The organism is Pseudomonas sp. LAMO17WK12:I5 (assembly GCF_900215165.1).
In the GTDB taxonomy this organism is placed as follows: domain Bacteria; phylum Pseudomonadota; class Gammaproteobacteria; order Pseudomonadales; family Pseudomonadaceae; genus Aquipseudomonas; species Aquipseudomonas putida_A.
Genome location: NZ_OBDS01000009.1, coordinates 177,330 through 189,044, shown reverse-complemented (window position 1 = coordinate 189,044; position 11,715 = coordinate 177,330). Strand labels below are relative to the sequence as shown.

The window sequence follows — 11,715 nt, the reverse complement described above, 5'->3', positions numbered from 1 at the left end:
GCTCGCGAAGGCGTTGGTTCAGGCAACATCGCACTACCCGATTCACCACGGTAATCGAGAACCCCATGCCTCAACCGCGTCCCTACAAAGTTGCACTCAACGGCTACGGCCGGATTGGTCGTTGCGTCTTGCGTGCGTTGTTCGAGCGTGGCGAGAAGGCCGGGTTTGAAATTGTCGCGATCAACGATCTGGCGGACATGGCCAGCATCGAATACCTGACACGCTTCGACTCCACCCACGGCCGCTTTCCCGGCGAAGTGCGAGTAGACGGCGATTGTCTGCATATTAATGGCGACTGCGTGAAGGTCCTGCGCAGTGCCACCCCCGAAGGCATTGACTGGGCGGCGCTGGGCGTCGACCTGGTGCTGGAGTGCTCCGGCGCTTACCACACCCGTGAAGACGGCCAGCGTTTCCTCGACGCCGGCGCGCCACGCGTGCTGTTCTCGCAACCGATGGCCAGCGAGGCGGATGTCGACGCCACCATCGTCTTCGGCGTCAATCAGGATTGCCTGACTGGCGATGAACTGCTGGTGTCCAACGCCTCCTGCACCACCAACTGCGGCGTGCCGCTGTTGCGGCTGCTGGACAAGGCGATCGGCCTGGATTACGTGTCGATCACCACGATTCACTCGGCGATGAACGATCAGCCGGTGATCGACGCCTATCACCACGAAGACCTGCGCCGCACCCGTTCGGCGTTTCAGTCGGTGATCCCGGTGTCCACTGGTCTGGCACGTGGCATCGAGCGTCTGCTGCCGGAACTTGCCGGGCGAATTCAGGCCAAAGCCGTACGCGTGCCGACGGTCAACGTGTCCTGCCTCGACATCACGATGCAGACCGCCACCGCGACCGATGCCAACGAGGTCAACCGGATCCTGCGCGAGGCCGCCACCAACGGCCCGCTCAAAGGCCTGTTGGCCTATACCGAGTTGCCGCACGCCAGTTGTGATTTCAACCATGACCCACATTCGGCCATCGTCGATGCCAGTCAGACCCGTGTTTCCGGCCCCAAACTGGTGAACATCCTGGCCTGGTTCGACAACGAATGGGGTTTTGCCAACCGAATGCTGGACGTTGCAGACCACTATCTGCAAACAGCGATTTCAAAAAAACCTGCTCTCTAAGAACAGCTACTCAGGAAGTGCGACCCATGACCGTGTTGAAGATGTCCGACCTCGATCTGCAAGGTAAGCGCGTATTGATTCGCGAAGACCTCAACGTCCCAGTCAAGGACGGTGTTGTCACCAGCGATGCGCGTATCCTGGCTTCGCTGCCGACCATCAAGCTGGCCCTGGAAAAAGGTGCGGCGGTGATGGTGTGCTCACACCTGGGCCGTCCGACCGAAGGCGAGTTCTCCGCCGAGAACAGCCTCAAGCCAGTCGCTGACTACCTGAGCAAGGCCCTGGGCCGCGACGTGCCGCTGGTGGCCGATTACCTGGGCGGCGTTGACGTCAAGGCCGGCGACATCGTGCTGTTCGAAAACGTGCGCTTCAACAAGGGCGAGAAAAAGAACGCTGACGAGCTGGCCCAGCAATACGCCGCCCTGTGCGACGTGTTCGTGATGGACGCCTTCGGCACCGCGCACCGCGCAGAGGGTTCGACCCACGGCGTGGCCAAGTTCGCCAAAGTCGCCGCTGCCGGCCCGTTGCTGGCCGCTGAGCTGGACGCACTGGGCAAGGCACTGGGCGCACCGGCCAAGCCAATGGCTGCGATCGTTGCCGGCTCCAAGGTGTCGACCAAACTCGACGTACTCAACAGCCTGAGCCAGATCTGCGATCAGCTGATCGTCGGTGGCGGCATCGCCAACACTTTCCTGGCTGCCGCCGGTCACCCGGTCGGCAAGTCGCTGTACGAGCCGGACCTGCTGGACACCGCGCGCGCCATCGCCGCCAAGGTCAGCGTACCGCTGCCGGTGGACGTGGTGGTTGCCAAGGAGTTCGCGGAAAGCGCCGAAGCCACCGTCAAGCTGATCGCTGACGTTGCCGCTGACGACATGATTCTGGACATCGGCCCGCAAACCGCGGCCAACTTCGCCGAACTGCTGAAATCGTCGAAAACCATTCTGTGGAACGGCCCGGTCGGCGTGTTTGAATTCGACCAGTTCGGCAACGGCACCAAGGTGCTGGCCCAGGCCATCGCTGACAGCGCCGCGTTCTCCATCGCCGGCGGTGGCGACACCCTGGCGGCCATCGATAAATATGGCGTGGCCGAGCAAATCTCCTACATTTCCACCGGTGGCGGCGCGTTCCTCGAATTCGTCGAAGGCAAGGTGCTGCCGGCCGTTGAAGTCCTGGAAAGCCGGGCCAAGGCCTGAGGCCGCCCGTTTGGCCAGGCAAAGGAGTGTTCAGATGGTCAAGTCGTTAGCGCTGTTGTTGCTCACCGGTACGCTGGCGGCCTGCGGGAGTAACCCGAAGGCCGAGGCGACACCTGCGCCGGATGCGGCACAGAAAGGCTGCTATCAGGCCGACTGGCAGGCCGAAACCAACCCGGTGCTGAACAAGCGCTCGGGGCCGGACGGTCTGGACAAATACGAGACGCAAACCCCGGCCAAGGAACATGGTTGTCCTTGACCGGTCTGACTCTTTAACTCAGGGCTGACGGCGTTGGCTGTCAGTCGAGGAACACGGATGAAAGGCTTGATCGCCATTGTGGCGTTGGCATTGTTGGGCGGTTGCGCGCAGTTGAACCTGTTTCAGTCGTCCGCACCTGCGGACAGCTGGACCACCTGGACCTGCGACAGCCAGGCCAAAGTGCTGTGGCGTTACGCCGATGCCGGCCAGAAGGAAGTCGATGTTCGGCTGGGTGGCGGTGATCAGGTCTATCGCCTTAAAGAAGAGCCGGGCGCCTCGGGCGTGCTGTACAGCGACGGCATGCTGGCGTTTCACGTCAAGGGTGACGAAGGCCTGGTGTACTGGGTCGCCACCAATGACCTGATCGGTCGCGGCTGCAAGGCGCAGTAATTGACACACCATAGATCTAATTTGGCAGCGGATCCCAATGTGGGAGCGAGCTTGCTCGCGAAAGCGCTGGTTCAGCTTGCAGTTGTGTTGAATGTTGAAATGCATTCGCGAGCAAGCTCGCTCCCACAGAGTTCTGCGTAGTTCTTGAGAATTTGCTTTATCGAATCACCAGACCGGGCTTCGACCCCCGATCTGCAATCACTTGAATAGCCGCCGCCGCTCCGGCAGGCTGGCACGATTAACGACCCTCAACCGGGAGAGACACACACAATGGCACTTATCAGCATGCGCCAGATGCTGGACCACGCAGCCGAGTTCGGCTACGGCGTTCCAGCCTTCAACGTTAACAACCTTGAGCAGATGCGCGCCATCATGGAAGCCGCTGACAAGACTGACTCCCCGGTGATCGTCCAGGCTTCGGCCGGCGCTCGCAAATACGCCGGCGCGCCGTTCCTGCGTCACCTGATCCTGGCCGCGATCGAAGAATTCCCGCACATCCCGGTGTGCATGCACCAGGACCACGGCACCAGCCCTGACGTCTGCCAGCGCTCGATCCAACTGGGCTTCAGCTCGGTAATGATGGACGGCTCCTTGGGCGAAGACGGCAAGACCCCGACCGACTACGAATACAACGTCCGCGTTACCCAACAAACTGTTGCCATGGCTCACGCCTGCGGCGTTTCGGTTGAAGGCGAGCTGGGCTGCCTGGGTTCGCTGGAAACCGGCATGGCCGGCGAAGAAGACGGTATCGGCGCTGAGGGCGTTCTGGATCACAGCCAGATGCTGACCGACCCGGAAGAAGCCGCTGACTTCGTCAAGAAGACCCAGGTCGATGCCTTGGCCATCGCCATCGGTACCAGCCACGGCGCCTACAAGTTCACCAAGCCACCTACCGGCGACGTGTTGGCGATCGACCGCATCAAGGAAATCCACAAGCGCATCCCGAACACCCACTTGGTGATGCACGGTTCCTCGTCCGTGCCACAAGAGTGGCTGGCGATCATTAACCAGTACGGCGGCGACATCAAAGAAACCTACGGCGTACCGGTTGAAGAAATCGTCGAAGGCATCAAGTACGGCGTGCGCAAGGTCAACATCGACACCGACCTGCGCCTGGCATCCACCGGCGCAATGCGTCGCCTGATGGCCACCAATCCGAGCGAATTCGACCCACGTAAATTCTTCGGCGCGACCGTGACGGCGATGCGCGATGTGTGTATCGCTCGTTATGAAGCGTTCGGTACTGCCGGTAATGCTTCGAAGATCAAGCCGATCTCGTTGGAAGCGATGTTCCAGCGTTATCTGAAGGGTGAGTTGAACGCCAAGGTTAACTAAGCCTGAACGTTAAGCTGCGCTGATAAAAACCCGCCGAGAGGCGGGTTTTTTTTGGGTGTGATTTTTTCGCGTAGCGACACTGTTCATGAGGAGTGCATGATAAGTTGATCTAACTGAGTTCTGCTTATTTCCAATAGATCTCAATGACTGTCAGATCTGACAGTAGGCAATCTCAAGCGATACTCACAAGATAAGACTCCACCTCGTAATGGAGTACACAGCAATGACTACAAAGGACGTTAACCCCAAAGGCCCGGCCCCGGCTACCCAGCCAGTTGAGCCAAAAACGGAAGACCTCAAAAACTCCAAGGGGCCAGCTCCTTTCACACGCCCTAAGCAACCAGAGTAAGCCCCCTGGCTTTAAAATCCACAGACATGTGACTTCTTTTTTACTTCGTGATGGATTGAGGCAATAGCTGTCCATATAAGAAACCCGCCGAGAGGCGGGTTTCTTATGGGTGAGTGATTGGTAAATCGCACGTCCGGGTTGTCCAGTGGTTTCTTTGTTAAAGGCGGATTTGTTATTTCAAAGGGATATAAATACCTGTCAGATATTACAGGTGTGCCGAAATATGAGGCCGCCTACTATTGGGTTTCACCTGGTCTCTCGGAAAGATAGAAATGAAAAACGAAAAGGAAATAAAAGGCGACGCTGGCGTTGATGACTCGTTATTTGGTTCTATGAAAATCACATACAAGCATCAAGAGTATGGTGATCATCCAATGGAATTTAAAGATTATGGGTTTTTATATAAGGGGGAAAAGTCTTTTCAACTTCTTCCAAAGTACAGAGAGTTTGAAGGTCACAAGTATTATTTGTCATTATCCTTTAAGGCAGGCCTTGAAGTTGACGAGAATTATGAGCTGGGTGGAAAAGATACACCCGTTAGCGCGCATTTGGAGATTGATGATATAAATGGTGATCGGCAGGCTAGCGGCAAGTTTAATTTGTCAAGAAGTGGAGATTACCCAAAAGGCACCTTTGATATCTATGAAGAAGGCGTCTTCTCAGCAGCAGGTGAATTTGAGTACATGAAGTGGTCTTAGTCGATACTGGTTAAAGCTGTGCCGGCGGTCTGCTGGTTTATTAAGCTTTGCATTGTCCGATAGTTGAGGGCTGTAAGTTCTATTTATCGTGATAAATATCCAGCTTGGTAAACGCAGGAAGCGGGGGCGGATCTGTTTGAGTCGCCAGCACTCGTATAGTTGATGTCGGTAGTATGGAAAGTTAGGGCTTTGCTTGTTTTTTGTAGTTCAAGGCCAGCTACCAAATGCGAACGGATATAAGCGCCTGTCAGATATTACAGGTGTACTGTCGCTGGTAGGTGGTTATTCTTCTGTTTTACTTCCTTTTCGGATGAAAAATATGAGCACTAATAAAAGCATCAAAATAGAAATTCCTGAATTCATGGAAGTTACATTCAAGCATGAAAGTTATGATGAGCAAAAATTTGAGGGCGGAGGCCACCTAACCCATAGGGATGGGTTTTTTTATATTAATACGAAGCAAAGGGAGCTAGGTGGACATAGTTATTATATGAACCTTAAATTCAGAGATAATCTTGCGGTTGACGTGTACACGCTGGACGGAAAAGATGAGCCCGTGAGAGCGCATTTAGAATTTGATGGCATTGAAAATGATAAGTATGCAAGCGGTATGTTGAGATTGACACAGGTAAGCCCGTATCCTGTAGGCGAGTTCGACCTCGTTGAAGGAAAGTTGTCAGCTAAGGGGACGTTTACGTTCAGGCGTTAGTTTTTGATACTGGCCTTAAGTAATACGGCAGACTCTTGGAGTCTGCCAGTTTATTGATCTTTGCATTGTCCGATGGTTGAGCGATGTTAGTGTTATTTATCGTGATCAATATCCAGCTTGGTAAACGTCACCTGCCCACCTTCACTGGTATACCCGGTGTTGTCCTGCACATACACCCCGGCCTTGAAGTACAGCGGCTTGTTGCGCCACGTCGCGCTGACTTGTGAATCCCACTGATAACCCGCTGCGCTCACACCCAGTGCACCGCCGGGGCTGAGGTGGATCAGGTAGTTGAATTCGCGGTCGAGTTTGATGCCGGTGGCGAGGGTGATGACGCGGCTTTCGTCGTCATCGGGGTGCATGCGCACCTTGATCACCAGGTTGCCGGTTTCGGTCTTGGTCTTGTACTGGTATTCGAGCTTGACCATCGGCTTCTGGCTTTCATACGCGTGGATCTGGCCGATGACGATCTTGCCCGAGCTGGGCACCTTGTTCACCGCGAGGGTTGCGCGCAAGGTGTTGTCGGCGTCCGGGTAATACCAGTTGCGCAGGGTGCCGTTGCTGAAGGTTTCGCGCAGTTCGGTGCGCGGGTAGATGGCGTTTTCGGTTTTTGACCCGGTCACCGGTGACCAGAAAAACAGGGTGCCGGTGTCGGAATGGAAGTACTGATCCTTGAAGCCATTCACCAGTTTGGAGGTTTCGACGGTGTACGGCGGACTGCCGACGGGAACGCTGAGGTTCCAGGTTGCGAGATCGATCATGTCGGTTTTCCACTCAATTCATCCTGAACGCGAGTGCCAGAAGCTCTAGCCCGCGCCTTTTCGGGCGGCAGTTATAAGCGTAGAGGAGTTTTTTGTTAACGCCCGTTTGGCAGATGATTGGCGCCAACATCCTGTCGAAATGCCATCTGTGCCGGTTTTCGGGGGCTGCAGGGGTGACCGTTAGTCGGTAAGTCGCCGCTTTGGCTAAATGATGGCGGCGTGACAGCTTCTGCTTTCACAGATCCGCGACTAGAGTGATGGCTCAGTAACTGTACGGTTTTCCCAAGAACCGGCCGATAGTCCGACAAGAGATGTCCCGACAAGAGAAGCAGCATGGAATGCGCGCAACCCCAGCCAGGTGAAGGCAGCTCTGTCCTTTTGATCGTTGATGATTACCCTGAAAACCTGATCAGCATGCGCGCGTTGCTGCAGCGTCAGGATTGGCACGTCATGACCGCCGCCTCCGGCTTCGAGGCACTCAATCTGCTGCTCGAACACGACGTCGACCTGGTGCTGCTGGATGTGCAGATGCCGGGCATGGACGGCTTTGAAGTCGCGCGATTGATGCGCGGCAGCCAGCGCACACGCCTCACGCCGATCATTTTCCTTACCGCCAACGAACAGTCCCAGGACGCCGTGATCAAGGGCTACGCCAGTGGCGCGGTGGATTACCTGTTCAAACCGTTCGATCCGCAGATCCTCAAACCGAAAGTCCAGGCGTTGCTCGAACACCAGCGCAACCGCCGCGCCTTGCAGCGCCTGAGTCATGATCTGGAGGTCGCGCGGGCCTTCAATGCCTCGGTGCTGGATAACGCGGCGGAAGGAATATTGGTGCTCGGCGAGGACGGTTTGATCCGCTTCGCCAACCCGGCGATTTCGCGGCTGCTGAATGCGCCGGTGAAAGAGCTGGAGGGCAAGGAATTTCTCGATTATCTGCAGAAACCGCACATCCCGCTGTGGGCTGATTCCGAGCTGTTGGCCGGCTATAAACGCGGTGAGACCTTGCGTCTGCACGATGCGTTGTTACGCACGGCGCCGGGGCAACAGGTGCCGGTGGCGTTGTCCTGCGCGCCGTTGCCGGCCGAGCAGCGGGCGATGGTGGTGACGGTGCTGGACATGTCAGTGGTGCGTCACCTGCATCAGCAGCTGGAATTTCAAGCGGTCACCGATCCGTTGACCGGTCTGCTCAATCGCCGGGGCTTTTATCAGACGGTGGAAAACCTGCTGCTGCGCGGTGAACGCAGCGACAGCAGTTGGGTGCTGCTGTATCTGGATCTCGATGGCTTTAAACGGGTCAACGATTCCCTTGGCCACGATGCCGGCGACCGGGTGCTGCGCTGGGTCTCCGAGCAGTTGAAGGCGTGCTTAAGGCCGTTCGATATTCTCGCGCGCATGGGCGGTGACGAGTTCACGGCGTTGCTCGATCTGGAGTTCCCCGAGCAGGCGGCGAAGATTGCCGAGAAGCTCATCGAGCGGGTGTCGATCTGTCAGCAGATCGAGGGATTGGATATTGCCCTCGGCGCGAGTATCGGCATCGCCACTTACCCGGACTGCGGCTCGAACCTCGACGGCCTGCTGCGCGCCTCCGACATTGCCATGTACGAAGCCAAGCGCGCCGGGCGTCAGCAGTATCGTTTTTACGATCACGAAATGAACGGCCGCGCCCGCTCTCGGCTGATGCTTGAAGAGAGCGTGCGCAACGCCATCGAGAACCGTGATTTCAATCTGGTGTATCAGCCGCAAGTGGCGATCGACAGCGGGCAGATCCGCGGTTTCGAGGCGCTGCTGCGCTGGCAGCATCCGAGCGTCGGCGATGTGCCGCCGGGGTTGTTCCTGCCATTACTGGAAGAGGCGCGGCTGATCAGCCGGCTGGGCAGCTGGATCTATCATCGCGGCGCCGGCCAGCGCAAAGCTTGGGAAACCCTGTTCGCCGAGGATCTGGTACTTGGCGTGAGTTTGAGCAATACCCAGTTCGGGCTGCCGAACCTGGTCACCGAGTTGCGCCAGGTGCTGGAGCGGCATTCGTTGCAGCCACGGCAACTGGAGGTGGAAATCACCGAAGACGCGCTGATGCACAACCCCGACGAGACCCGCAAACAGCTGCGCCTGCTGCGCAATCTCGGGGTGCGGGTGGCGCTGGATGATTTCGGTTCAGGGCCGTGCTCGCTGGCGCATCTGCGTGATTTGGAGCTGGACACGCTCAAGCTTGATCGACACCTGATTGCGCGGCTGCCGGATTCGACGCGCGACGCGGCGCTGGTCAGCAACGTGATCAATCTGTGTAAACAGTACGGCTTGCTGGTGATCGCCGAAGGCGTGGAAACCATCGAACAGTATCAATGGCTGCAAGCGCATGGCTGCGAATATGTGCAGGGTTTCCTGGTGGCGCGTCCGCTGACCTCCGAAGACGCCGCCAGCTTCGCCGAGCCCTTCGACTGGAGCGCGCTGCCGGTTTGAATTCGTTACACTGGCGCTCTTTTCGAACCGTATTGCCGTGCCCATGACTGCGTTGAAATACCTCCAGGCCTATCCCGCGCAATTGCAGGATCAGGTGCGCCAACTGATCGCCGAACAGCGTCTGGGTGAGTACCTGAGTCAACGCTATCCGGGGCGTCACGATGTGCAGAGCGACAAGGCGCTGTACAGCTACGCGCTGGACCTGAAGCAGGAATACCTGCGCAACGCACCGGCCATCGACAAGGTGCTGTTCGACAACCGCCTCGACCTGACGCACCGTGCGCTGGGCCTGCACACCACGGTCTCAAGGGTGCAGGGCGGCAAGCTCAAGGCCAAGAAAGAGATTCGCATCGCCTCGTTGTTCAAGGAGGCGGCCCCCGAGTTCCTGAAGATGATCGTCGTGCACGAACTGGCGCACTTCAAGGAATCGGACCACAACAAGGCCTTCTATAAATTGTGCGAACACATGCTGCCGGGGTATCACCAGATCGAGTTCGATCTGCGGGTATACCTGACGTGGCGGGACCTGCAATAGCCGCAACAAGGAGCGGGTAGATGGACGTCAGCAAGACCAAAAGCAGTTTTTACCGGCGCCTGTACGTGGCCTACCTGATCGACAGCGGCCTGGCCCCAAGCGTCCCGGCGCTGACCGAAGTGACCGGCATGCCCCGGCGCACGGCGCAGGACACGATCGCCGCGCTGGCGGATCTGGACATCGTCTGTGAATTCGAGCAGGAAGAGGGCGCGCGCAACCATGCCGGGCGCTATCGGATTCGCGAGTGGGGAGCGATTGATCGCGGGTGGATCGAGCGTAATCTGCGGCAGATCAAGACTGTGCTGGAGTATCCCTGAGTTTTGCAGTGCCTGAGCTGACGCCTTCGCGAGCAAGCCCGCTCCCACAGTCGATCGAGTTCCTTCAGATGGAATGCAATCAAATGTGGGAGCGGGCTTGCTCGCGAAGGGGCTCTTATGGGCGACGCATGCCTATGTGCGGAATGTCATCCTCCAGATACTCCTCACCCGCCACCACAAACCCGTACCTGCCGTAATACCCCTGCAAATGCGCCTGCGCCGACAGATAGATCGGCACCTGCGGCCAATGCTTCCCGGCCTGTTTCAGCGCGTGTTCCATCATCACATGCCCCAGCCCTTTGCCGCGGCCCTGCGGCGCGATGATCACGCGGCCAATCACCACGTCACCGCTCTGGGACTCGGGATCAAGCAGGCGCAGATAGGCCATCAACTGATCGTCTTCCCAGCCCATCAAATGGTGGGTATCGCCGTCCAGATCCTGGCCGTCGAGGTCCGGGTAGGCGCATTTCTGTTCGACCACGAACACTTCCGAGCGTAGCTTCAGCAGTGCGTACAACTCTTCTTTGCCCAGATCACTGTGATGCTTGCAGACCCACTCGATTGTCATCTTCCGACTCCTTGAACTCCGTCGCCCGATACTAAGCGCACAGGCCCTGGATGTCTGTATGGCGGAACAGTCTGTGACAAAGGTCAAAATGCCATCATTCCTTTCTCGCGATAGCGGCTGCTTTGTGTAATCTGCTGGAAAGCGCTGTGCACTGGCTTCAATGAGCTACTGTTAGGGCCTGGGTTTCGCCGGTAAGGGGCCTTGGGGTTTTGACTGAAAACACGCTGGGCAGCCCGCCCGCTAAGGATTTTCAAGCATGCCGCGACTGCATCGAGCCTTTGCTTTGATCGGATTGCTCTTGCTGGCCCAAACCGCCTCAGCGGAGAAGTTGCGACTGGTGTTTGATATCTGGCCGCCCTTTACCGATGACACGCTGGTCAACGGTGGCCTGGCCACCGACATCGTCAGCACCGCGCTGGCGCGGGCCGGTTATGCCAGCGACTATGAACAGGTACCTTGGGCGCGGGCACTGCTGGGGGTGGGCGAAGGACGATACGACGTGCTGGTCAACGCCTGGTACAACGACGAACGGACCAAAATCGGCCAGTTCTCTGGCGAATACCTGCTCAACCGCATCCGCTTTCTCAAGCGCAAGGACACGCCGCTGGAGTACGGCAGCCTGGAACAACTGCACACCTACCCGGTGGCGGTGGTGCGCGGTTATGCCTACTCGCAGGCCTTCGATGCCGATACCGCACTGGAGAAAGTCCCTGTGCATAACTTCGCCATGGCCGTGCGCATGCTGGCGGCGGACCGGGTCAAGCTGACCCTGGAAGATGAATACGTCGCGCGCTATTACCTGGCCCGCGAATCAGCCAAAGTGCGCAACGCCGTGGAGTTTCTGCCCAAGCCGTTGAGCGAGAACAGCCTGCATATTCTGGTAAGCCTGAAGAATCCGCAGCATGAGCAGATTGTGGCCGGGTTTGATAAGGCGATTGCGGCGATGAAGGCGGATGGGAGTTATGACAAGTTGCTGCGCCAGCATGGGATGTGAGCATCTGATACCAGAGTTGCGTTGTTGCTGAT

13 protein-coding genes are annotated in these 11,715 nt (G+C 57.5%); 11 read left to right on the top strand and 2 right to left on the bottom strand.

Features of this window, described 5'->3' with window-relative positions:
• The first annotated feature begins 65 nt into the window (after nt 1–65).
• The 7 genes from epd (at nt 66) to CRO59_RS17565 (ending at nt 6,051) form a co-directional block, all read left to right on the top strand.
• Nucleotides 66–1,124 carry an erythrose-4-phosphate dehydrogenase gene (gene epd, locus CRO59_RS17595; protein WP_027610624.1) on the top strand — a complete coding sequence of 353 codons (1,059 nt, stop codon included), beginning with the start codon at nt 66–68 and terminating at the stop codon, nt 1,122–1,124.
• Nucleotides 1,125–1,150: 26 nt separating this feature from the next.
• A complete protein-coding gene (locus tag CRO59_RS17590; RefSeq protein ID WP_027610625.1) occupies nt 1,151–2,314 on the top strand; it encodes a phosphoglycerate kinase in 1,164 nt (387 codons plus the stop codon).
• 34 nt (nt 2,315–2,348) lie between these two features.
• Nucleotides 2,349–2,570 (top strand): hypothetical protein, encoded by a 222-nt coding sequence (locus CRO59_RS17585; protein ID WP_007961876.1) that lies wholly within the window; start codon nt 2,349–2,351, stop codon nt 2,568–2,570.
• Nucleotides 2,571–2,627: 57 nt separating this feature from the next.
• Nucleotides 2,628–2,960, top strand: a complete 333-nt coding sequence (locus CRO59_RS17580; protein ID WP_097089020.1) for an MliC family protein — start codon at nt 2,628–2,630, stop codon at nt 2,958–2,960.
• A gap of 270 nt (nt 2,961–3,230) precedes the next feature.
• A complete protein-coding gene (gene fba, locus CRO59_RS17575) occupies nt 3,231–4,295 on the top strand; it encodes a class II fructose-bisphosphate aldolase (RefSeq protein ID WP_003229012.1) in 1,065 nt (354 codons plus the stop codon).
• A gap of 621 nt (nt 4,296–4,916) precedes the next feature.
• Nucleotides 4,917–5,342 carry a hypothetical protein gene (locus CRO59_RS17570; protein ID WP_097089022.1) on the top strand — a complete coding sequence of 142 codons (426 nt, stop codon included), beginning with the start codon at nt 4,917–4,919 and terminating at the stop codon, nt 5,340–5,342.
• A gap of 319 nt (nt 5,343–5,661) precedes the next feature.
• Complete coding sequence (locus tag CRO59_RS17565; protein ID WP_097089024.1) at nt 5,662–6,051, top strand: hypothetical protein; 390 nt, start codon at nt 5,662–5,664, stop codon at nt 6,049–6,051.
• Between the two features lie 92 nt (nt 6,052–6,143).
• Here CRO59_RS17565 and CRO59_RS17560 read toward each other — a convergent pair whose 3' ends face one another.
• Nucleotides 6,144–6,812 carry a polysaccharide lyase family 7 protein gene (locus CRO59_RS17560; protein ID WP_097089026.1) on the bottom strand — a complete coding sequence of 223 codons (669 nt, stop codon included), beginning with the start codon at nt 6,810–6,812 and terminating at the stop codon, nt 6,144–6,146.
• A gap of 333 nt (nt 6,813–7,145) precedes the next feature.
• Between CRO59_RS17560 and CRO59_RS17555 the strand changes: the two genes are divergently transcribed.
• The 3 genes from CRO59_RS17555 to CRO59_RS17545 are packed head-to-tail and all read left to right on the top strand — an operon-like array spanning nt 7,146 to nt 10,121.
• Nucleotides 7,146–9,269 (top strand): bifunctional diguanylate cyclase/phosphodiesterase, encoded by a 2,124-nt coding sequence (locus CRO59_RS17555; RefSeq protein WP_097089028.1) that lies wholly within the window; start codon nt 7,146–7,148, stop codon nt 9,267–9,269.
• Between the two features lie 43 nt (nt 9,270–9,312).
• A complete protein-coding gene (locus CRO59_RS17550) occupies nt 9,313–9,804 on the top strand; it encodes a M48 family metallopeptidase (RefSeq protein ID WP_027610629.1) in 492 nt (163 codons plus the stop codon).
• Between the two features lie 20 nt (nt 9,805–9,824).
• Entirely contained in the window at nt 9,825–10,121 is a 297-nt protein-coding gene (locus tag CRO59_RS17545; protein WP_096795726.1) for a helix-turn-helix domain-containing protein, read from the top strand.
• Between the two features lie 115 nt (nt 10,122–10,236).
• Here CRO59_RS17545 and CRO59_RS17540 read toward each other — a convergent pair whose 3' ends face one another.
• Entirely contained in the window at nt 10,237–10,689 is a 453-nt protein-coding gene (locus CRO59_RS17540) for a GNAT family N-acetyltransferase (RefSeq protein WP_097089030.1), read from the bottom strand.
• Nucleotides 10,690–10,945: 256 nt separating this feature from the next.
• Here CRO59_RS17540 and CRO59_RS17535 point away from each other — a divergent pair, with 256 nt between their 5' ends.
• Nucleotides 10,946–11,683: an ABC transporter substrate-binding protein gene (locus CRO59_RS17535; protein ID WP_027610632.1), complete on the top strand. Its 738-nt coding sequence runs from the start codon at nt 10,946–10,948 to the stop codon at nt 11,681–11,683.
• Nucleotides 11,684–11,715: the final 32 nt, after the last annotated feature.